We start from the raw sequence: 21,151 nt of genomic DNA on the forward strand, positions 1-21,151 counted from the left end.
CGGTCCCCGGGCCCTGTCCGTCGGCAGACCTACAGCTGGGTCAGGATCCGCGGGCCGTCGTCCGTGATCGCCACGGTGTGTTCCGCGTGCGACGCGCGGCTGCTGTCCAGGGTGCGGATCGTCCAGCCGTCGCGGGTGGTGAAATGCCGGTCGGTGCCACTGCCGATCAGCATCGGCTCGATCGCGAGCACCATGCCGTGACGCAGCGCCACGCCACGGCCCGGGCGTCCCTCGTTGGGGACGCCCGGGTCTTCGTGCATCGTGCGGCCCACGCCGTGCCCGCCGAAGCCGCCCGGGATGCCGAAGCCCGCCGCACGGCAGACGCGCCCGACCGCGTGAGCGATGTCCCCGATGCGGTTGCCGACCACGGCCGCCGCGATGCCCGCGGCCAGCGCCTCGTTCGCCGTGTCGATCAGCCGCAGGTCCTCGGGGCGCGCGCGGCCGACGGTGAAGCTGATCGCCGCGTCGCCGACCCAGCCGTCGAGCGTCGCGCCCGAGTCGATGGACACCAGATCGCCGTCGCGCAACCGGTAGGAACCGGGGATGCCGTGCACGATCGCGTCGTTGACGGACGCGCAGATGACTGCCGGGAACGGCGTGGGGGCCCAGGAAGGGTGGTAGCCGAGGAAGGGGGACCCGGCTCCCGCCTCGCGGAGAACGGCGCGGGCCGTCTCGTCCAGCTCGGTCAGCGGGACACCCACCGCGGCCGCCTCCCGAACCGCCGTCAGCGTCTGCGCGACCACCCGTCCCGCGGCGCGCATGGATTCCAGGGACGCGTCGGTCTTGATGTCCACCATGCCAATAAATATACCGGTCCACGGTGGAGACGGAACGTTCCGGCCCGGTCTTACAATGACCGGATGGTACGCAGCCCGCTCACCCCGGAAGAGCACGAACGCGGCGAACGGCTGGGCCGACTGCTCCGTCAGGCCCGCGGTACGCGCAGCATGGTGGAGGTCGCGGCGGCCGCGGGGCTCTCGGCCGAGACGCTGCGCAAGATCGAGACGGGCCGGGCACCGACTCCGGCGTTCTTCACCGTGGCGGCACTGGCGTCGGCGCTCGGCCTCTCGATGGACGAGATCGCGGCGAGCTGCGTACTGGTGCCCGTCTGACGTGGCATCCGCCTGACGTGGTGTCCGGCTGACGAGGCGCCACGGCCCGCCCGTACGCGACCCGGACGGGCGAACGAGCGGGCGGTCCGGTGGATGCTGAGCCACCCGTCGGGCGTCCGCCGGATTGCGGGCCGCATTCCCCGGGGCGACGGTGGAGACGTGTCCGCCACCAAGAAGATCATCCTCGCCGCGCTGCTCAGCCCACTCGTCCTGCTCGCGGCCTGCGCCCCCGCGTCCCCCTCCCACGCCTCCGACGCCGCCAAGCCGAGCGGACCCGGGCGGTTCCACCACCCTGGCGTCGTGGTCAGCGGTGCGCAGCTGAAGACCGTACGGCAGAAGGTGGCCGCCGGTCAGGAACCCTGGAAGTCCGCCTTCGAGGCGATGAAACGCAGCCGGTACGCGGCTCCCGACTACACCCCCCATCCGGCCGCGGTGGTGGCCTGCGCCTCCAACAACGGGGCGCCCGCCTGTGTCGCCGAGCGTGAGGACGCGATCGCCGCCTACACCCAGGCGCTGCTCTGGTCGATCACCGGCAAGCCCGAGGCCGCCCGCAAGTCCGTCGAGATCATGGACGCCTGGGCGCAGGTGGTCAAGCGGCACACGCGGGACGACGCGGACCTCCAGACGGCCTGGGCGGGTTCGTCCTGGGCGCGGGCCGCCGACATCATGCACGCCGGATATCCGCAGTGGTCCGCCCCGGACGTCATGCGGTTCAAGTGGATGCTGCGCAAGGCTTATCTACCCGCTGTGACCGCCAAGGTGGCCGACTACAATGGGAATTGGGAGCTGGCGATGACCGACGCCGCCATCGGGATGGCGGTCTTCCTGGAGGACCACACGATCTTCGAGGACGCGGTACGGCGCTACCGGGCGCGGGTGCCCGCGTACTTCTATCTCGCCGAGGACGGCAAGCTGCCCAAGCCGCCGCCCGGCGGCACGATCACCACCAAGGCCCAGCTGTCCACGTACTGGTTCGGCCAGCACACCTACGCCAGTGGGCTCGGCCAGGAGACCTGCCGCAACTTCATGCACATCGGGTACTCACTCGCCTCGACCGCGCACATCGCCGAGACCGCCTGGCACCAGGGCGTCGACCTCTACACCGAGGAGGCCGGCCGGCTGGGCGCCGCGCTGGAGTTCCACGCGCGCTACCAGCTGGGCGCGGCGCCGCCCCAGTGGCTGTGCGGGGGCAAGGTGGTACGGACCATGGGGCCCGATGTCGAGGTCGTGCTCAACCACCTTCAGGGCAGAATGCGCAGGAGGCTCCCGCTGACCGAGCGGCTTGCCGAACGGCAGCGGCCCGCGGGCACCGACGATCTGTTCGTGGCGTGGGAAACCCTTACGCATGCCGAGAACCCGTCGGCGGCGTAGGGTCGGTTCGTGACCACTTTGGACGAACTCGGCCGCTGCCGCTACGTCAGTCTCACCACGTACCGCAAGGACGGTACGGGTGTCGCGACGCCCGTCTGGCACGCGGTGGACGGCAATGAGCTGTTCATCAACACCAACTCGGGCTCCTGGAAGGTCAAACGCATCCGCAACAACAGCAGTGTCGTCGTCACGGCCTGCGACATGCGCGGACGGATCAAGGAAGGCGCGCCGTCCGCGAAGGGTACGGCGCGGCTGGTCGGCGAGAGCGAGGCGAACGCCGCTCGCAGACTGCTGGCCCGCAAGTACACCTGGCAGTTCTGGCTGGTCGACTGGCCGGCCAAGGTTCTGCGGCGCGGCAAGCGGCCGCTCTCCGTCATCGCCGTCAGCTTCTGAGCGCGGACCCCGGCCGGTTTCCGGCCGGGGCGCCGGACCGAGGACGCGCATACGGCACCGTCTCCGAAAAGCGCGCGTAGCCGCCCTGTAACACGGCTGAGGTCGAATGCCTGGGACCAACGGCGGCGCAGGGATGGGGCGGCAGCGATGGCGGTGCATCAACTACCCCAAGAAAAAGGGGAGTTCGCGCAGTACTTTAGGGATCTGACGCTGCGGATCGACCCGCGCGGCGGTTGGTACGGCGTCTTCCGTCACCGCGATCCCGACGGCATGCGCGCCTGCCTCGACGGGGTCGAGATCCCGCCCTGGGATGTCGTGGAATCGCTGCTCCAGGACTTGACGGCCGCCCGGGGCGGTGACGCGGGCGCGCGGGAGAGCGTACGGGCGAAGCACCTGCACACGGCGGCCGCGACGGCGCACGACCGGCGCCCCGGCGGCGGCGAGGCGCTGGCGGAGCGGCTGCGGCTGATGCTCAGGGAGCAGGAGTACGCGGCAGGCCGGGCGGACGAGCTGGTGCGGCTGCTCCGAACGGTCCAGGACGGTTCACCGGACGCCGGGCGCCTCACGCGCGAACTCGCCTGGGTGCGCGACGACTACGCGCGCGCCTCGGCACGCTGCGCCGAACTGGGCGCGCGGCTGTCGGCACTGCCGGCGTTACGGCCCGTGGCGCCGGGGGGCTGGTTCCGCGCGGAGGCCCCGCCGGACACCGGCCGGCCGGCGCCGTACGGCGCCGGGCCCGCGGACACGGCGCACGTCCGGCCCGTCGACCCGGCCGGGCCGCGTGGACAGAGGCCCGGCGCGGACGGGACGGACGGGGCGGAGGGCGCGAGCGCCGGGCCGGGCGGGCCCGGCGGGCAGGGCGGAGACGGCGGCACGGGCGAGTCCGGTCGGGGGCCGGGGCCGACGCCTGCGGCGAGAACGGAAAGACGGGCCCCGGACCCGGAACCTGAGGCGAAACCCGCCCCGGAACCGCGGAAGAAGACCCGCGCCGCCGCCAGGAGCCGGCCGCGAGGCGCCCGGTTCGCCGGGATCGAGATCGACGAGTCCGACGAGCCGTCGCGGGCGCCCGTGCTGCCCGCGTCGCCTCCTGCCGCCTCCGCCGCCCCGCGCGGCGCCCGGTTCGGTGGCGCGCCCACCGGCCCTGTCCGAACGGCCGAGCCCGTGCACTCGCCCGAGGACCGCCGCGCCGCCGCCGAGATGGCCGCCTCGCTGATCCGGCTGCGCACGGCGGGCCGCAGCGGAGAAGCACATGTGGTGCTGTGTGAGGCCGCATCCCGCCCGCCCGCGCAACTCCCATTACTGGCAGACGAGTTGCACCGTGCGGGGTTGGCTGCCGACTGGGCGGAGCTGCTGTGGGAAGCGGCCTCACTGCCGCCTGCCCAGCTCGCCGCGGCCGCCGGGGCGCTGGCTGTGGCGGGCCGGGACGACGACTGCGCGCAGCTGCTGCGCCAAGGCGCGTCGCGCCCGGCCTCGGAGATCGCCGATGCCGTGCTCGCGCTCGATGAGGCCGGCCGGACCCACGAGGCACAGGCGCTGCTCGGCGCCTTCGTGCAGTGCCGTACGCCCGAGGACGCGGCCCTGATCGCCGTGCCCGACCCGCGCCGGCTCGTCCCGCGGCTCCTCGACGCGGCTCGTGCTCTCCCGGGCGCGCGCGAGCGTGGCCTGGTACATGCGCTGCGGGTCGCGAGGATCCCCGGCGTCTGAATCCGCCGGCCCTTTTTCGGTGTGAATCAACCGATGTGGACCGCTCGGGTGTGAAACTTGATCGACTCAGCCGGTTCAAGGCGATGGTCTTGCCCCCGCTTGTACCGGGGCTTACGTTCTCCTCTTACGCATCGTGTCCACGTGCCATGCATCGTGTCCACCTGCGCGGAAGCTGATCGAAGCACCCGGACGCATCCGCCGAAGGAGCAGCTTGTGGCCAGAGTCGTACGCGCCGCACTCGTCCAGGCGACCTGGACCGGCGACACCGAGTCCATGATCGCCAAGCATGAGGAGCACGCCCGTGAGGCGGCCCGGCAGGGCGCGCAGGTGATCGGGTTCCAGGAGGTCTTCAACGCCCCGTACTTCTGCCAGGTGCAGGAGCCCGAGCACTACCGGTGGGCGGAGCCCGTGCCGGACGGTCCGACCGTCAGCAGAATGCGCGAGCTGGCCCGGGAGACCGGGATGGTGATCGTCGTGCCGGTCTTCGAGGTCGAGCAGTCCGGTTTCTACTACAACACCGCCGCCGTGATCGATGCCGACGGCACGTACCTCGGCAAGTACCGCAAGCACCACATCCCGCAGGTCAGGGGCTTCTGGGAGAAGTACTACTTCAAGCCGGGCAACGCGGGCTGGCCCGTCTTCGACACCGCGGTCGGCAAGGTCGGCGTCTATATCTGCTACGACCGGCACTTCCCGGAAGGATGGCGCCAACTTGGTCTGAATGGAGCCGAGTTGGTCTACAACCCGTCGGCCACCTCGCGTGGTCTCTCCGGCTACCTGTGGCAGCTCGAGCAACCGGCCGCCGCCGTCGCCAATGAGTACTTCATCGCCGCGATCAACCGTGTCGGCCAAGAAGAATACGGCGACAACGACTTCTACGGGACGAGCTACTTCGTCGACCCGCTCGGCCGGCTCGTCGGTGAGGCCGCGAGCGACAAGGCAGAGGAACTGCTCGTACGAGACCTGGACTTCGGGGTCATCGACCAAGTGCGACAGCAGTGGGCGTTCTACCGCGACCGCCGACCCGACGCCTACGAGGGGCTGGTCCAGCCGTGACACAACACGACGCACCGCGGCGTGAGGCGGCACAACACGACACCCCGCAGAAGACGGCACACCGCGACGCGCAGCACCGGGAGCCGACAGGTCCGAACAGGACGCCGCCGGCCGCGGATCTGCGGGAGCGCCACAGTGCCGTCCTCCCCGACTGGCTCGCGCTCTACTACCGGCGGCCCATCGAGATCACGCACGGCGAGGGCCGTCACGTCTGGGACGCCGAGGGCAACCGCTACCTCGACTTCTTCGGCGGCATCCTCACCACCATGACCGCTCACGCCCTTCCCGAGGTCACCAAGGCGGTGAGCGAGCAGGCCGCGCGGATCGTCCACTCCTCCACGCTCTACCTCAACCGCCCGATGGTCGAACTGGCCGAGCAGGTGGCCGCGTTGTCCGGTATCCCGGACGCCCGCGTCTTCTTCACCACCTCGGGTACGGAGGCCAACGACACCGCGCTGCTGCTCGCGACCACGTACCGCGGGTCGGGCCAGGTCCTGGCGATGCGCAACAGCTACCACGGCCGCTCGTTCTCCACCGTCTCCATCACCGGCAACCGCGGCTGGTCGCCGACCGGCCTCTCCCCGCTCCAGACGCTGTACGTGCACGGCGGCGTCCGCACCCGGGGCCCGTACGCCCACCTCGGCGACGGCCAGTTCATCGAGGCGTGTGTCGCCGATCTGGAGGATCTGCTCGGACACACCCGCGAACCCGCGGCACTGATCGCCGAACCGGTGCAGGGCGTGGGCGGGTTCACCCTGCCGCCCGACGGGCTGTATGCCGCGTTCCGCGAAGTCCTCGACCGGCACGGCATCCTGTGGATCAGCGACGAGGTGCAGACCGGCTGGGGCCGCACCGGGGAGCACTTCTGGGGCTGGCAGGCGCATGCGGCGAGCGGTCCGCCGGACATCGTCACCTTCGCCAAGGGCATCGGGAACGGCATGTCCATCGGCGGTGTCATCGCCCGCGCCGACATCATGAACTGCCTTGACTCCAACTCCATTTCGACCTTCGGCGGCAGCCCGGTCACCATGGCGGCCGGCCTCGCGAACCTCTCGTATCTGCTGGAGCACGACCTCCAGGGAAACGCCCTGCGGGTCGGCGGAACGCTGATCGAGCGGCTGCGGACCATCGGCGCGTCCGTCGACTGCGTACGCGAAGTGCGCGGCCGCGGCCTGATGATCGGGATCGAACTGGTGAAGCCCGGTACGGACGAGGCCTCTCCCGAGACCGCCTCCGCCGTGCTCGAAGCGGCCCGCGAGGGAGGGCTGTTGATCGGCAAGGGCGGCGGCCACAACACCAGCGTGCTCCGCATCGCGCCACCGCTCTCGCTGACCGCCGAGGAGGCGGAGGAGGGCGCGGCCGTCCTCGAACGCGCCCTGCGCGCCGTGTGAGCCCCCGGCCCGACCGTCAGGGAACGTTCGCCCGTACGACCGTACGAAAGGGAGCGCCACGACCATGAGCAGTAACCGCACCCTGATCCGCGGCGGCCTCGTCATCACCGCGGCCGAGGAGACCCACGCCGATGTCCTCGTCGAGGGCAGCCGCGTCGTCGCCCTCGCCGCGCACGGCTCCGACACCGCGGCCGGCTGGAGCGCCGCCCGTACGATCGACGCCACCGGCAAGTACGTCATCCCGGGCGGTGTCGACGCCCACACCCACATGGAGATGCCGTTCGGCGGCACGTTCGCCTCCGACACCTTCGAGACCGGAACCCGCGCCGCCGCCTGGGGCGGTACGACGACCATCATCGATTTCGCGATCCAGTCCAGGGGCGGATCGCTCGCCGAAGGGCTCGACGCGTGGCACGAGAAGGCCAACGGCCACTGCGCGATCGACTACGCGTTCCACATGATCATGTCCGATGTGAACGAGTCGTCGCTCAAGGAGATGGACAAGCTCGTCGCGGCCGGGGTGAGTTCGTTCAAACTCTTCACCGCGTACCCGGGCGTCTTCCTCTCCGACGACGGTCAGATCCTCCGCGCCATGCAGCGCGCCGCGTCCAACGGCGGGCTGGTGATGACCCACGCGGAGAACGGTCCGGCGATCGACGTCCTGGTGGAACAGGCGCTGGCGCGCGGGGAGCGGGACCCGAGGTATCACGGCGAGGTCCGCAACGCGCTTCTTGAGGCGGAGGCCACGCACCGGGTCATCCGGCTGAGCCAGGTGGCGGGTGCCCCGCTCTACGTGGTGCACGTCTCGGCGCGGGAGGCGGTCGCCGAACTGGCGCGGGCCCGGGACGAAGGCCTTCCGGTGTTCGGCGAGACCTGCCCGCAGTACCTCTTCCTGTCGACCGACAATCTGGCGGAACCCGACTTCGAAGGCGCGAAGTACGTCTGCTCCACTCCGTTGCGGCCGAGGGAGCACCAGGCGGCGCTGTGGCGCGGACTGCGGACGAACGACCTCCAGGTGGTCTCGACGGATCACTGTCCGTTCTGCTTCAAGGGGCAGAAGGAAATGGGCCGGGGGGACTTCTCCAGGATTCCGAACGGGATGCCGGGTGTCGAGAATCGTATGGACCTGCTGCATCAGGCCGTGGTCGAGGGGCGGATCAGCCGCCGTCGCTGGATCGAGATCGCCTGCGCGACGCCGGCCCGGATGTTCGGCCTGTATCCGAAGAAGGGCACGATCAGTCCCGGGGCCGACGCCGACATCGTCATCTACGACCCGGATGCCGAGCAGGTCATGTCCGCCGGGACACATCACATGAACGTCGACTATTCGGCCTACGAGGGCAGGCGGGTGACGGGGCGCGTGGAGACGGTGCTCTCCCGCGGGGTCCCGGTGGTCGACAAGCGCGCCTATGTGGGGCACGCGGGACACGGGGCGTATCTGCCGCGCGGAATCTGCCAGTTCCTGGACGGGGGCTCCGCCGGCTGACGCGCGGCTGACCGGACGGCTCCGCCACCGACCGGACGCCACCCGGTGGTGTCCGGTCAGCCGGAGCCGTTGGTGAGGCGGGTGCGACAGCACCGGGCCGTACGCGGAAGTGCGCCGCGCCTTCGGTCCGTTGACATCCATATGCGGTGGATCTACGTTCGGTAGAAAGCGCTTGCCGAGAGGTCGGTCCCGGCGACCGCTGCCACCTGGCCCCGCACGAAAACGCGCCCGGTCGCACACCGCGACGGACTCCCGCGCCGACGCTCGCATCCGCATCCGCCTCTCTCACGGAGACTTCCGCATGAGCACGCCCGAAGAACTGCAGTTGACCCATGTGCACGGTGACCGGATCGAGTTGAGGGCCGGCGGTGTCGACCTGCTGAGCTATGTGTACCGGCCGGAGGCTCCGTTCGAGGCGCCGAAGCCGTATCTGCATCCGCTGCGGACGCTGTCCGGCGGCGTGGTCACGGACTACCGGCCCAACGACCACCGGTGGCACAAGGGCCTCCAGCTCACCGCGTCCCATCTGTCGGGCCAGAACCTGTGGGGAGGCAACTCCTGGATCACGGGCGAGGGTTATCAGTATCTGCCCGAACGGGTCGGTTCGATGAGTCATGAGGGTTTCGGCGAGGTGGCGGCCGCGGAGGGTCGCGCCGTGATCTCGGAGCGTCTGGTGTGGCGCAGCCACGCCGGTGACGCGTGGGCCGACGAGTCGCGCCGGATCGAGGCCGGCGGTCTGGACCGCGAAGCCGGTGCGTGGACGCTGACCTGGGCCAGCGCGATCACCAACCGCCGTGCGGAGCCGTTGCGTTTCGGCAGTCCGACGACGGCGGGGCGTGAAATGGCGGGCTACACCGGGCTGTTCTGGCGCGGTCCGCGCGGCTTCCGGGAGGGCCGGATCATCAGCCCCGACGCGGAAGGCGAGGCGCTGATGGGGACGCAGGCTCCGTGGGTGGCGTTCTCCGGTGAGTTCGACGGCAACGACGGGCACGCCACACTGGTCTTCGCCCACGCCCCGGAGAACGATCACACCGGCGCCGCGGGCGAGCACCCCGCCCACTGGTTCGTGCGCAGCGACCCGTTCGCCGCCGTCGCTCCTTCCTGGGCCTTCCACGAGGAGTTGGTGCTGGACCCCGGAGCGACCCTGACCCGGCGCTGGCGTGTCGTCGTGGCCGACGGCAGCTGGGAGCGCGACGACGTCGCCACGTACCTGGCCGGGCAGGCCTGGTGAACGCGGCAGCGAGAGGCGCCGGCGACTGTCCGCCGGCCCGCTCGTCCGCCTGCCTGACGCGTAGGCCTGACGCATAGGCCTGACGCGTAGGCCTGACGCACAGGGCCGGGACACACGCGGCGCGCGCTCAAAATGTCGTGATAAAGGTTCGGCACGCCTGAATGTGGAAGGATCCCCGGAACACGTCGCTCAAGGGGGCCCACACCCGGAGCCTTCGGGGGCGGGCCCTCGAGTACCTGAAGACCGGAGCCTGGGAAGGGGCGGTATGCGTACGGAGCGACCACGACAGCACACCGCCCTGGCCCCTTCCCCGGCCGGACGGACACGCTCTAGACATCCCTAAGCGCTAGGAGCATCCAGCTCATGGACTTCGGACTTGTCCTGCAGACCGACCCCCCGGCCTCCCGGGTCGTCGGACTCATGCGGCGCGCGGAGCGCAACGGTTTCCGGTACGGCTGGACCTTCGACTCCGCCGTGCTGTGGCAGGAGCCGTTCGTCGTCTACAGCCGCATCCTGGAACACACCACCAAGCTGATCGTGGGCCCCATGGTGACCAACCCGGGCACCAGGACGTGGGAGGTGACCGCGTCCGCCTTCGCCACACTGAACGAGATGTACGGCAACCGCACCGTGTGCGGCATCGGACGCGGTGACTCCGCGATGCGTGTCGTCGGCCGCAAACCCAACACCCTGGCCAGAGTCGGCGAGGCCATCGGTGTCATCCGCGATCTGGCCGAGGGCCGCGAGGCCGAAGTCGACGGGCAGACGCTGCGGTTGCCGTGGGTGCGGGACGGAAAGCTGCCCGTGTGGATGGCCGCGTACGGGCCGAAGGCACTGGCGATGGCAGGGGAGAAGGCCGACGGGTTCATCCTTCAGCTCGCCGACCCGTATCTGACGGAATCCATGGTCGAGGCGGTCCGTACGGCGGCGTCGGACGCGGGCCGCGATCCGGCCTCCGTCACGATCTGCGTCGCGGCGCCCGCGTACGTCGGCGACGACCTCGCGCACGCGCGCGAGCAGTGCCGGTGGTTCGGCGGGATGGTCGGCAATCATGTCGCCGACCTGGTGACCCGGTACGGCGAACACTCCGGGCTCGTCCCCGACGCCCTGACCGACTACATCAAGCAGCGCGAGGGCTACGACTACAGCCACCACGGGCGCGCGGGCAATCCGTCGGCGGACTTCGTCCCCGACGAGATCGTGGACCGCTTCTGCCTGCTCGGTCCCGCCGAGGCGCACATCGAGAAGCTGAGAGCGCTACGGGCCCTGGGCGTCGACCAGTTCGCGGTCTACAACATGCACGACGCGAAGGAAGCGACGATCGACGCCTACGGAAGCGAGATCATCCCCGCCCTCCAGAACTGAGCGCCCGAGCCAGATATTTTCCACCTCCCAATCCCCACCTCCAACACCCTCACCGCACGGCCCCGTTCGATGTCCCCGCAGGAAACCGCTCTCGGACGAAGGGTCCCACCGCCATGACCGCCACCGTCCCACCCACCTCAACAGACGTCCCGATAGCCGATGTTCAGGGCCGCGTGGAGTTCGCCCCGGGCGCCGAGCCCGGCGACAGCCGCTTCGTCAACGAAGACCTCCTGCCCGTCCCGGTCGCGCGCCGCCGCTGGACCACGTACAACTTCGCCGCGCTGTGGGTCGGCATGGCGCACAACATCCCGTCCTGGCTGCTCGCCTCCGGCCTGGTCACCCTGGGCATGGACTGGAAGCAGGCCGTCTTCACGATCGCCCTGGCCAACCTGATCGTGCTGTTCCCGATGCTGCTCACCGGCCACGCGGGCCCGAAGTACGGCATCCCGTTCCCCGTGCTCGCCCGCGCCTCCTTCGGTCTGCGCGGCGCCAACCTGCCCGCGCTGATCCGGGCCGCCGTCGCCTGCGCGTGGTTCGGGATCCAGACCTGGATCGGCGGTCAGGGGATCTTCGTCCTGCTCGGCAAGATCTTCGGCGGCTGGGCAGAGGCGTCGAAGACCGGCGGGCAGCCCTGGACGCTCTGGGTCTGCTTCGTCGTCTTCTGGGCGCTCGAACTCGCCATCATCTACCGGGGGATGGACACCCTGCGGCGCTTCGAGAACTGGGCCGCGCCGTTCGTCATCGTCGGCGCACTGGTCCTGCTGCTCTGGATCACGGTCAAGGCGGGCGGCCTCGGGCCGCTGCTCGACCAGCCGTCGAAGCTCGGCTGGGGCACGGAGTTCTGGCCCGTCTTCTTCCCCTCACTGATGGGGATGATCGGCTACTGGTCCACTCTGTCCCTGAACATCCCTGACTTCACCCGCTTCGGCGCCGGCCAACGCGCCCAGATCCGGGGTCAGTCGCTGGGGCTGCCCACCACGATGATCTTCTTCGCGCTGCTGTCGGTCTTCGTCACGTCCGGCTCGCAGGCGGTGTACGGCGTCGCGGTCTGGGACCCGGTCGAGCTGGTCGCCAAGACAGACAACGTCTTCGGACTCCTCTTCGCGCTGCTCACGGTGCTGATCGCCACCGTCTCGGTGAACATCGCGGCCAACGTCGTCTCGCCCGCGTACGACCTCGCCAACCTGCTGCCCAAACTCATCAACTTCCGTACGGGCGCGCTCATCACGGGCGTGGTCGGCGTTCTCGTCATGCCGTGGAAGCTCACCGCGACCCCGGAGCTGTACATCTACACCTGGCTCGGTGTGGTGGGCGGGCTGCTCGGCACCGTCGCGGGCATTTTGATCGCCGACTACTGGATCGTCCGCCGGACCGTTCTCGATCTCACCGACCTCTACCGGCCCGGCGGCCGCTACTGGTACACGCACGGCTGGAACCCGCGCGCGGTGCTCGCCCTCGCCGTCGGTGGCCTACTCGCGGTGGGCGGCTCGCACTCGGCCCCGGGCCAGGGCCCGTTCCCGAGAGACGGCCTCGTCCCCGTCCTGAAACCACTCGCGGACTACGGCTGGGCGGTGGGTCTCGCCGCCTCGCTGCTGCTGTACCTCGCACTGACCCTGCCCGGGCGCGACTCCTCACCCACGCCCTGAGGAACGCGCCCGACCAGCCGGCTACGGCACCCGTGCCGTCCACTCGTCCGTGCCGAACTTGGTGCGTACGAGTTCCTCCGCCCGCGCCAGTTCGTCAGCGGTCACGGCACCCCGAGTGAGGCCATGGCGCCGGCGGAAAGAGTCGATCATGTTGTCGATGACGGTCTGGCGCGGCAGGCCCGTCTGCCTGCGGAGCGGGTCGACGCGCTTCTTGGCGCTCTTGGTGCCCTTGTCCGACATCTTCTCCTTGCCGATGCGCAGGACGTCCAGCATCTTGTCGGCGTCGATGTCGTAGGACATGGTCACGTGGTGCAGTACGGCGCCGGGCCCGCCGTCGGGACCCACGACGCGCTTCTGCGCGGCGCCTGCGATCTTCCCGATCTCGGTCGCGATGTCATTCAGGGGCTGGTACCACGCCTTGATGCCCATGTCGCCGAGCGCTTCCAGCACCCAGTCGTCCAGGTAGGCGTAACTGTCCGCGAAGGAGAGCCCGGAAACGAGGGACTGGGGTACGGAGAGCGAATAGGTGATGGTGCTGCTCGGCTCCGCGAACATCGCCCCGCCGCCGGAAATACGGCGTACCACGGTGACCCCGTGACGGTCGGTGCCCGCCGGGTCGACCTCGTTGCGCAGGGACTGGAAGCTCCCGATGATCACGGCGGGGGAGTCCCACTCCCAGACCCGCAGCGTCGGGGGCCGTAGGCCGGCGGCGACCTCGGCGGTAATGACCTCGTCGAGTGCCATGTGGAGGGCGGGGGACCGCGGAGCCTCGCGAATGAGCTGCCAGTCGTAGTCGCTCCACTCCGTGGCCTGCGCCAGAGCCCGCCGTACGGCTACGGCGACGCCTTCGGAGGTGAGCCCGAGCATCACGGTCGAGGAGGGGAGCGCCGCGTCGATCCTGGCGGTGAGGCCCGCGGTGCCGGTGTGGGCGGGGGCGCCCTCCAGCGCCGCGTCGATGGCGGGCAGCGCCTCGTCCGGCTCCAGGAAGAAGTCGCCGGCCACGCGCACGTTCCGCAGCGCGCCGCCCTCTGTGTCCAGGTCGACCACGACGAGCTTGCCGCCGGGGATCTTGTATTCACCGTGCACGGTCATGCCTCCGCATCCGCCCGACTCATGTCCGCGAGTCGGATCCGTCCTGCCACAACCGTGCCGACGTGCGGTTTAATCCGCATATGTGACCCGGGACGCCGGAGGCCGATGAGTTTGTCCGTCATCCGCGGTCGTAGACCCTGAGCGGGTGCGGCGCCACGCCGCGAGCGTGACCGGGGCGCCCACCCGCCGAGCCCCCGAGAACCTGACACGAATACCGAGGAACCCGAGATGCGTACCCTCATCAGCAGCGCCTTCATTTCCCTCGACGGCGTCGTGGACTCCCCGGGCGGCGAGCCCGGCTACCGGAACGCGGGATGGACGTTCAAGGGTGTCGAGTTCCTTCCCGAGGCCTTCGACATCAAGGGCCGGGAGCAGCGGGAAGCCACCGCCATGCTGCTGGGCCGGACCAGCTACGAGGCGTTCAGCGCGGTGTGGCCCGGCATGGAGGACTTCGCCGGGTACAAGGTGATGCCGAAATACGTCGTCTCCACCACCCTCGGTGCGGACGACCTGGTGACGAACTGGGGCGAGACGACGATCCTGCGCTCACTCGACGAGGTCGCCGCACTGAAGGAGACGCGGGGTGGCCCGATCATCGTCCACGGCAGCGCCTCCCTGAACCAGGCCCTCTCCGACGCCGGACTGATCGACCGCTACCACCTGATCGTCTTCCCGCTGCTGCTCGGCGCGGGCAAGCGGCTGTTCAGCACCACGGACAAGGACACGCAGAAGCTGAAGCTGGTCGAGCACGAGACGTACGGCAACGGCCTGCAGAAGAACGTCTTCGACGTCGTTCACTGACGTTGCCATGCACTGACGTTGTCACTCACTGACGTTCGGGACGACGCGGAATCTCCGACGTCATCCCAGGCCTGACCGGACCTGAGCTGAGGCGCCGGCCGGGCGTGCGCACGGTGCGCGGCAGCCGCTGGGAGCGGCTGCCGCCACGCGTCGCAATCCGCACTTTTCACCGCGGTGGCGCCCCTGCCCGTGATTGCCGCGTCCCCCTACGGACGATGCGGGCGTACCTCCCAACAGGTCGGCCCCCACCTGCGGGTTTGTCCCCTGGACGCATCTGACGGCGTCTCAGGGGACGGGGCGTTCAGGGGCGGTTAGGGGTTGGTTCGGAGTTGGATCATGCATAGCCTCGCAAGGAGAAATCGACTGATTGGTTTGCGGGTTTCCGGCTCTCCCGCCGAGGGCCTGTGAAGCGTTTTTCTGTCGGGATCTGCGAGCGCGGACGCCGCAGCCGTGGGCGCTGTCCTTGTGACCGATGGACGGCGTGCGCCATGGAATGACCACTGGTGGGAGGTATTGACGAATATGCAGTCGGATGCGATTGCTATTTTCGGTGCGGGCGTGATGGGCCGCAGTATTACCGCCCTGGCGCTGGGGCACGGGGTGGACGTCGTACTGATCGACGTGTCGGAAGAAATACTGCAGAATGCCCGGGCCGACATCGCCCAGCAGATGCGGCACGGGCAATTCATGGGAGCTTTCCCGGAATCCCGGGCCGCCGGGACCCTGACGACGACGCTCTCCGCGGCGGACGCGGTGGACGCCTCCGTCGTGATCGAGGCGATCACCGAGGACGCCCAGCTCAAAGCGCGGGTCATGGCGGAGATCTCCGCCATCGTGCCCGCCGGGATCCCGCTGATCACCAACACGTCGGGCATTCCCGTCGCCGAACTGGCGAAGTCGGTGCAGCGACCCGCGGCACTGGCCGGGGTGCACTTCATGAATCCCGCCTATCTCATCAAGATGGTGGAAGTGATCCGCGGTCCGCAGACCGGCGATGAAGCCATGACCGCGATCCTTTCGTTTTTGGAGCGGCTGGGGAAGAAAACGGTCGTCGTGCGCGACGCGCCGGGGTTTGTCACCAGCAGGCTTCTGCATCCCATGATCAATGAAGCGGCGCGCGTCGTCGGCGAGGGAACCGCGAGCGTCGAGTCCGTGGACCAGCTGATGCAGGGATGCCTCGGCCACCCGACGGGTCCGCTGCGTACCGCCGATCTGATCGGGATCGACAATCTCGTGGACGCTCTCCGGCTGCTGGCCGAGCGGACCGGGAATTCCACATTCGAGCCCTGTGAACTCCTTCTGGAGAAGGTGCGCCAAGGTCATCACGGGCGTAAGACAGGGCGCGGTTTTTACGATTACGGAGAGGTGCTTTCGTGAGCAACGACCAGGCGACCACCGCTGAGGAAATCGAGCAGAAGGTTTCCGCGTTCGTCTCGGACCGGGTCGGAGCCGAGGTCCCTGCCGATCAGGACCTCTTCGCGTCCGGACTCGTCTCCTCGATGTTCGCGATGGAGCTCGTCGTCCACCTGGAGCAGGCGTTCTCCGTGCAGATTCTGGGCGACGACCTCAAGCGGGACAACTTCCGTTCCGTCGCGGCCATGACCGCCCTGGTGACGCGGTTGAGCACGGTCGGTCAGCCCGCCGATGTCTGAGCCGCTCGCAGGCGCCCGCGAGGCCGTGGAGAAGCTGGTCGGTGACCGGGCCACCGAGTGGGACCTGTCCGGTCTGATCCCCGACGACACCCTGCGCACCCTGGCCGCGGACGGCCTGCTGTGCGCGGAGGTGCCTGAGGCATCGGGCGGACTCGGGGCGAGCAGCACGGAGAACGGTGAGTTCACCGCGTACGTCGGCAGCAGATGCAGTTCGCTGCGGAGTGTGATGACCTCGCAGGGCATGGCCGCGTGGACCATCCAGCGCCTGGGCAACCCGCAGCAGCACGCGGAGTATCTGCCGAAGCTGGCTGGTGGCAGCCTCGCCGCCGTCGCGTTCAGCGAGACGGAGGCCGGCAGCGACCTGTCGGCGATGACCACCGTCATCGAACAGGACGGTGACTCCGTCGTCGTCCGCGGCGAAAAGGTCTGGACCACGGCGGCCTACTACGCCGACATGATCGTCGTCGTGGGGCGCTACGGCTCCGGGGCGGCTGCCGTCGTGGTGCCCGTGTCCACTCCGGGCGTGACCGTGACCAGAGTCCCGCAGCCGTCCGGCTGCCGGGCGGCAGGCCACGCGGACGTACGGCTCGACGACGTACGGCTGCCGACCGGGGCGGTACTCGGCGGCGGTCAGCCGCTGATGCTCCTGGTGACGACCGCGCTGGCGTACGGACGGATCTCGGTCGCCTGGGGGTGCGTGGGCATCCTCAGGGCCTGCCTCGACGCCGCCCGCGCGCACGCCCGTACGCGGCAGCAGTTCGGGAAACCGCTCGCTCAGCATCAGCTCGTCGGGCGTCACCTGGCGAACCTGCTGACCGGCGAGCAGATCGCGACCCGCATGTGCGAACACGCCAGCCGGTGCTGGGACAGCGGTTCTCCCGACATGGTCATCACCTCCGTCATGGCCAAGCAGGTCAGCTCCGTTCAGGCCGCGCAGGGCGCGGCCACCGCCGTACAGGTCCTGGGCTCGGCGGCCGCGCACGAGGGCCATGTGGTCGAGCGCGCCTACCGCGACGCGAAGCTCATGGAACTCATCGAGGGCAGCACGGAGATCTGCCAGCTGATCCTTTCCGACTACACGATGTCGATGCCGGCGACGTGACACCGGCGTCCTGACACCGGCGACATGAAGCGGGCGACACCAAGCAGGCGACAAGAAACAAGGGAGAGCCGTGGCTGACCAGCCGTCGATCGTGAAGTGCCTTGTCTGGGACCTCGACAACACCCTGTGGCAGGGCACACTCCTGGAGGACGGCGAGGTAAAGCTCCCCGCCGGCGTCGTGGAACTCATTGCCGAACTGGACAGCCGCGGCATCCTGCAGTCGGTGGCCAGCAAGAACGACCACGACCGGGCATGGAAGCAGCTGGAGGCGCTGGGCGTCGCCGACTACTTCGTACTGCCGCACATCGGCTGGGGCCCGAAGTCGGACTCGGTGCGGGAGATAGCCGACGAGCTGAACTTCGCGCTCGGCACCATCGCCTTCGTGGACGACCAGCCGACGGAGCGGGCGGAAGTCCAGTTCCATCTGCCGGAGGTCCGCTGCTACACCGCCGAGCAGGTGGCCGGCCTGGCGGGCCTGCCGGAGTTCAGCCCGGAGACGGTCACGGTGGACTCGCGCCGCCGGCGGCAGATGTACCAGGCCGGATTCCGGCGGAAGTCGGCCGAGGCGGAGTTCCAGGGCCCGAGCGACGACTTCCTGCGCTCCCTGGAACTGGAGATGCGCATCCAGCGCGCCACCGAGGACGAGCTGTCCCGGGTGGAGGAACTGACGCTGCGCACCAGCCAGATGAACGCCACCGGGGTGCACTACTCCATCTCCGACCTTCGCAAGCTGCTGGACGATCCGAGCCACGAGGTTCTGGTGACCACGCTCACCGACCGGTTCGGACCGCACGGCGCTGTCGGCCTCCAACTCGTGGAGAAGCGGGCCGACGTCTGGCACCTGAAGCTGCTCGCCACGTCGTGTCGTGTGGTGTCATTCGGCGCCGGCTCCGTGATCCTCGGCTGGCTTGTCGGCCAGGCCGCGGACGCGGGCGCCCACGTGGTCGCCGACTTCCGGCCGACCGAGCGCAACCGGATGATGGAGATCGCCTACCGCATGGGCGGATTCACCGACGAGCCGTGCGACTGCCGCGCCGGGCTGCCCGCGCCCGCGCAGGACGACATCCAGCGGCTGCATCTGCTTCCGGCGGCCTTTGCCCCGCCGGCCACGATGAAGCTCCACGCCGTCGCCCTTCAGGGCGTCTGAGCGCTCACCGGCCGGTTCCGATCAGAGAAGATGGATGACGTATGGCGAATCAGGTAGGTCTCTCGGCCGGGCTCTCGGACTACATCCGGGAGACCTCGCTGCGCGAGGACGACATCCTGCGGGGGCTGCGCGAGACGACGTCGGAGCTTCCCGCGGGCAGTGCGTTGCAAGTCATGCCCGAGGAAGGGCAGTTGCTGACGCTGCTGGCCGGTCTCACGCCGGCACGCAGGATCCTGGAGATCGGTACGTTCACCGGGTACAGCACCCTGTGCCTGGCCCGCGCGCTCGTGCCCGGCGGACAGCTGGTCACCTGTGACATCACCAACCGCTGGCCGCAGATCGGCGCCGACTACTGGGCCAAGGCGGGCGTCGACGAGCAGATCGATCTCCGGGTCGGTGACGCGACCGGGACCCTTGAGGCCATCCTCGCCGACGAGGGCCCCGGCACGTTCGACTTCGTCTTCATCGACGCCGACAAGCAGCGCTACCCGGACTACTACGAGCTGGCGCTGACCCTTCTCGCCGACGGCGGTCTGATCGTGGTCGACAACACCCTGTTCTTCGGCAGGGTCGTGGACCCCGAGGCCCAGGACCCCGACACCACAGCGATCCGCGCGTTCAACCTGCTGGTGCGCGACGACCCGCGGGTGCACATGTCGCTGGTCCCCATGGCGGACGGCATCACACTGATCCGGAAGAAGTAGCGGACGGGAAGGCGAGCGGCCCGCCGGATGGCGGGCCGCTCGCCTTCCCCCTGCCGGGCAGCAGACCCGAGAATTCGATGCCGGGTTTGGATGCGGACCGGCATTGAGCGGTCGCGACAACCCTCGATCCGCTTCGAGAACGAGCGTGGAAAAGAGTGTGTTTCTCCAGGGGCGTTGTGCGCGCACGACGCCCTCTTTCCATGCCCTGATGCGCGCCCACCCGAGCGGGCGCGCACCGGATGCCGGAACTCAGCCGCGCCGGGGGGCGTCAGGCAGGATCGCCGGGTCTTCCATCCAGGAGTCGAACGGGGTGAAGGAGGAGTTCAGGATCAACGCCAGGGTCTTGTACGTGCCGGTGAGCGCCAGCAGTTCGAGGAGCTGCTCCTTTCCGTAGCGTTCGGCGAGCTGCTTCCATGTGCCTTCCGAGAGAACCGAGTCGGTGTGGAGCTCGTCGACCGCGACGACAAGGGCCCTCTCGAAGGGCGTCCACTCCGAGGTGTCCTCCGAGGCGACCCGGGCGATCTCCGTCTCGCTCAGCCCGACGAAGAGTCCCGCGGAGTGGTGGTGGGCCCAGATGTACTGGGCCTGCGACCGCCAGGCCGTACGCAGGATGACGAGTTCCCGCTCGCGGGCCCCGAGGTCATCGCCGGCCACGTGCGCGATCAGGGGCTGTATCGCGGTCAGCAGCCCCGGGTGGTTGGCGATGGTGCGGATGACGTTCGGCGCGGGGCGGTCCGCGAGCAGCCCGTTCAGCGACTGGCTCGCGGTCTTGGCGTAGGCCTCGCCGGCGGGTGTCGCGTCGAAGCGGTCCGAGTCCTGCGGATGGATCCGGGGGCGGCGGCGACGTCCGGAATCGATCTCCGCGGCCAGTGTCATGACCGCGGAGTAGGACGTGGAGTTCTCCGCGGCGAGCTCCCGGTAGACTGCGCCGACGGTCACGGCGAGGTTCTCCCGGTGGCCCCAGTGCTCCCACTGGTCCAACGGGACGTCGACGGCGGCCTCTTCGGCCGGCATGCCCTTCTCGAACCTCAGTCGTATCTGGTCGATCAGGTGGTACAGGTAGTCCCGGAAATCGGCGAGACCGGCGGTGTCGGTGACGGGTCCGTGACCCGGAACCACGATCTGCGGGCGCAGGTCGATGAGTTGGGCACAGGCGGCGTGCCAGCCGGTCAGGGACCCCGACCAGACCGCCGGGTGAATGCCGGGGCTGAGCAGGTCGCCGGTGAACAGGACGCTGTCCTCGGGGAGCCACACCACGGTGTTCGACTCTGCCTGCGCGGAGCCGAACTCGATCAGCTCGATCTTCTCGGTGCCGACCTGGAGACCGGAGCGCCCGCTGAAGGAGCCGGCGGGTGTGAAACGTTCACCGTCCGCGAAGTCGAAATCGCCGAACAGCTTGTGCAGGTACCGGTTCAGCGGTGTACCCGGGGCGGCCGAATCGATGATCGCGGCGGTCTCGGCCGGGGATATCCGTCCCGCCATCTTGGCCGCCGCCCGGTACGAGACGATGGGCTCGATGCCCTCCAGCGCGCCCAGGCCCCAGTAGTTGTGCGGCGACGAGTCGGTGAGGAGTACGCGGTCGATACGGACGTCCGGCAGTGACGCGCCGATGGACGCGAGCATGCTCTCCGTCTCCCTGCGGTCATGGAGTGTGTTCACCAGGAGCGCGTCGGATCCCTGCGTGATCAGTCCGGAGTTGGCGTGACCCCAGAGTCCGCTTTCGTCCACCCAGGCCCAGGCGTGGGCGCTCACCTGTCGCGGCTGTGGCTTCGCCATGTTCGGCATCCTCTTCGTCTGTCACTGCAAGCACCTTGGTCAGGCGCGCAGTTTACTGACGGACCGGCCCGCGACCTGCCTGGGCAGCCTTCCTCAGGGGGGTCCGGACGCCGGGAGAGGGG

At 69.3% G+C, this 21,151-nt stretch carries 19 protein-coding genes; 16 read left to right on the forward strand and 3 right to left on the reverse strand.

All coding sequences use genetic code 11. From position 1 onward, the window contains the following. Positions 1-29: 29 nt before the first annotated feature. Positions 30-797 carry a type I methionyl aminopeptidase gene (map, locus tag ACIP6N_RS02445; RefSeq protein WP_401812185.1) on the reverse strand — a complete coding sequence of 256 codons (768 nt, stop codon included), beginning with the start codon at positions 795-797 and terminating at the stop codon, positions 30-32. A gap of 63 nt (positions 798-860) precedes the next feature. Between map and ACIP6N_RS02450 the strand changes: the two genes are divergently transcribed. The 10 genes from ACIP6N_RS02450 to ACIP6N_RS02495 all read left to right on the forward strand — a co-directional run bounded on the left by ACIP6N_RS02450 (position 861) and on the right by ACIP6N_RS02495 (position 12,755). Then, positions 861-1,112, forward strand: a complete 252-nt coding sequence (locus tag ACIP6N_RS02450; protein ID WP_401812186.1) for a helix-turn-helix domain-containing protein — start codon at positions 861-863, stop codon at positions 1,110-1,112. Positions 1,113-1,271: 159 nt separating this feature from the next. Continuing rightward, positions 1,272-2,483: an alginate lyase family protein gene (locus ACIP6N_RS02455; RefSeq protein WP_401812187.1), complete on the forward strand. Its 1,212-nt coding sequence runs from the start codon at positions 1,272-1,274 to the stop codon at positions 2,481-2,483. 9 nt (positions 2,484-2,492) lie between these two features. Continuing rightward, the gene (locus ACIP6N_RS02460; RefSeq protein WP_401812188.1) at positions 2,493-2,876 is read left to right on the forward strand and encodes a PPOX class F420-dependent oxidoreductase; all 384 of its coding nucleotides are present in this window, start codon (positions 2,493-2,495) and stop codon (positions 2,874-2,876) included. A gap of 147 nt (positions 2,877-3,023) precedes the next feature. After that, positions 3,024-4,580, forward strand: coding sequence for a hypothetical protein (locus ACIP6N_RS02465; protein WP_401812190.1), 1,557 nt, complete (start codon positions 3,024-3,026; stop codon positions 4,578-4,580). A gap of 213 nt (positions 4,581-4,793) precedes the next feature. After that, complete coding sequence (locus tag ACIP6N_RS02470) at positions 4,794-5,636, forward strand: nitrilase-related carbon-nitrogen hydrolase (RefSeq protein ID WP_401812191.1); 843 nt, start codon at positions 4,794-4,796, stop codon at positions 5,634-5,636. 119 nt (positions 5,637-5,755) lie between these two features. Continuing rightward, entirely contained in the window at positions 5,756-7,027 is a 1,272-nt protein-coding gene (locus ACIP6N_RS02475) for an aspartate aminotransferase family protein (protein WP_401812624.1), read from the forward strand. Positions 7,028-7,091: 64 nt separating this feature from the next. Further along, the gene (hydA, locus tag ACIP6N_RS02480; protein ID WP_401812192.1) at positions 7,092-8,513 is read left to right on the forward strand and encodes a dihydropyrimidinase; all 1,422 of its coding nucleotides are present in this window, start codon (positions 7,092-7,094) and stop codon (positions 8,511-8,513) included. A gap of 301 nt (positions 8,514-8,814) precedes the next feature. After that, positions 8,815-9,744: a PmoA family protein gene (locus ACIP6N_RS02485; RefSeq protein ID WP_401812193.1), complete on the forward strand. Its 930-nt coding sequence runs from the start codon at positions 8,815-8,817 to the stop codon at positions 9,742-9,744. Positions 9,745-10,107: 363 nt separating this feature from the next. Continuing rightward, positions 10,108-11,109, forward strand: coding sequence for a TIGR03842 family LLM class F420-dependent oxidoreductase (locus tag ACIP6N_RS02490; RefSeq protein WP_401812194.1), 1,002 nt, complete (start codon positions 10,108-10,110; stop codon positions 11,107-11,109). Between the two features lie 113 nt (positions 11,110-11,222). Then, positions 11,223-12,755 carry an NCS1 family nucleobase:cation symporter-1 gene (locus tag ACIP6N_RS02495; RefSeq protein WP_401812195.1) on the forward strand — a complete coding sequence of 511 codons (1,533 nt, stop codon included), beginning with the start codon at positions 11,223-11,225 and terminating at the stop codon, positions 12,753-12,755. 21 nt (positions 12,756-12,776) lie between these two features. Here ACIP6N_RS02495 and ACIP6N_RS02500 read toward each other — a convergent pair whose 3' ends face one another. After that, positions 12,777-13,841 (reverse strand): biotin/lipoate A/B protein ligase family protein, encoded by a 1,065-nt coding sequence (locus ACIP6N_RS02500; protein WP_401812625.1) that lies wholly within the window; start codon positions 13,839-13,841, stop codon positions 12,777-12,779. 234 nt (positions 13,842-14,075) lie between these two features. On the opposite strand from ACIP6N_RS02500, the gene ACIP6N_RS02505 reads away from it, so the two are divergent. From ACIP6N_RS02505 to ACIP6N_RS02530, 6 genes are all read left to right on the forward strand, one after another. Then, positions 14,076-14,648, forward strand: coding sequence for a dihydrofolate reductase family protein (locus ACIP6N_RS02505; protein WP_401812196.1), 573 nt, complete (start codon positions 14,076-14,078; stop codon positions 14,646-14,648). Between the two features lie 522 nt (positions 14,649-15,170). After that, complete coding sequence (locus ACIP6N_RS02510; RefSeq protein ID WP_401812197.1) at positions 15,171-16,025, forward strand: 3-hydroxyacyl-CoA dehydrogenase family protein; 855 nt, start codon at positions 15,171-15,173, stop codon at positions 16,023-16,025. Then, positions 16,022-16,300, forward strand: coding sequence for an acyl carrier protein (locus ACIP6N_RS02515; protein WP_401812199.1), 279 nt, complete (start codon positions 16,022-16,024; stop codon positions 16,298-16,300). Before ACIP6N_RS02510 ends, ACIP6N_RS02515 begins: the two co-directional genes overlap by 4 nt. Then, positions 16,293-17,402 (forward strand): acyl-CoA dehydrogenase family protein, encoded by a 1,110-nt coding sequence (locus ACIP6N_RS02520; RefSeq protein ID WP_401812201.1) that lies wholly within the window; start codon positions 16,293-16,295, stop codon positions 17,400-17,402. Before ACIP6N_RS02515 ends, ACIP6N_RS02520 begins: the two co-directional genes overlap by 8 nt. Before the next feature lie 70 nt (positions 17,403-17,472). Beyond that, positions 17,473-18,549, forward strand: coding sequence for an HAD-IIIC family phosphatase (locus ACIP6N_RS02525; protein ID WP_401812203.1), 1,077 nt, complete (start codon positions 17,473-17,475; stop codon positions 18,547-18,549). A gap of 41 nt (positions 18,550-18,590) precedes the next feature. Next, the gene (locus tag ACIP6N_RS02530) at positions 18,591-19,253 is read left to right on the forward strand and encodes an O-methyltransferase (RefSeq protein ID WP_401812204.1); all 663 of its coding nucleotides are present in this window, start codon (positions 18,591-18,593) and stop codon (positions 19,251-19,253) included. A 249-nt stretch (positions 19,254-19,502) separates the two neighbouring features. On the opposite strand, the gene ACIP6N_RS02535 is transcribed toward ACIP6N_RS02530, so the two are convergent. After that, on the reverse strand, positions 19,503-21,029 hold the full coding sequence (locus ACIP6N_RS02535; protein WP_401812205.1) for an MBL fold metallo-hydrolase: 1,527 nt from the start codon (positions 21,027-21,029) through the stop codon (positions 19,503-19,505). Between the last annotated feature and the right edge of the window lie 122 nt (positions 21,030-21,151).

Source organism: Streptomyces sp. NPDC088725 (assembly GCF_044751305.1).
In the GTDB taxonomy this organism is placed as follows: Bacteria; Actinomycetota; Actinomycetes; order Streptomycetales; family Streptomycetaceae; genus Streptomyces.

Excerpts from the sequence above, each read along its gene's own strand:
- ACIP6N_RS02510 (WP_401812197.1), top strand. The coding sequence starts at position 15,171 with ATGCAGTCGGATGCGATTGCTATTTTCGGTGCGGGCGTGATGGGCCGC.
- ACIP6N_RS02520 (WP_401812201.1), top strand. The coding sequence starts at position 16,293 with ATGTCTGAGCCGCTCGCAGGCGCCCGCGAGGCCGTGGAGAAGCTGGTC.
- ACIP6N_RS02465 (WP_401812190.1), top strand. The coding sequence starts at position 3,024 with ATGGCGGTGCATCAACTACCCCAAGAAAAAGGGGAGTTCGCGCAGTAC.
- ACIP6N_RS02450 (WP_401812186.1), top strand. The coding sequence starts at position 861 with ATGGTACGCAGCCCGCTCACCCCGGAAGAGCACGAACGCGGCGAACGG.
- ACIP6N_RS02535 (WP_401812205.1), bottom strand. The coding sequence starts at position 21,029 with ATGGCGAAGCCACAGCCGCGACAGGTGAGCGCCCACGCCTGGGCCTGG.
- ACIP6N_RS02495 (WP_401812195.1), top strand. The coding sequence starts at position 11,223 with ATGACCGCCACCGTCCCACCCACCTCAACAGACGTCCCGATAGCCGAT.
- hydA (WP_401812192.1), top strand. The coding sequence starts at position 7,092 with ATGAGCAGTAACCGCACCCTGATCCGCGGCGGCCTCGTCATCACCGCG.
- ACIP6N_RS02505 (WP_401812196.1), top strand. The coding sequence starts at position 14,076 with ATGCGTACCCTCATCAGCAGCGCCTTCATTTCCCTCGACGGCGTCGTG.
- map (WP_401812185.1), bottom strand. The coding sequence starts at position 797 with ATGGTGGACATCAAGACCGACGCGTCCCTGGAATCCATGCGCGCCGCG.
- ACIP6N_RS02485 (WP_401812193.1), top strand. The coding sequence starts at position 8,815 with ATGAGCACGCCCGAAGAACTGCAGTTGACCCATGTGCACGGTGACCGG.
- ACIP6N_RS02490 (WP_401812194.1), top strand. The coding sequence starts at position 10,108 with ATGGACTTCGGACTTGTCCTGCAGACCGACCCCCCGGCCTCCCGGGTC.
- ACIP6N_RS02530 (WP_401812204.1), top strand. The coding sequence starts at position 18,591 with ATGGCGAATCAGGTAGGTCTCTCGGCCGGGCTCTCGGACTACATCCGG.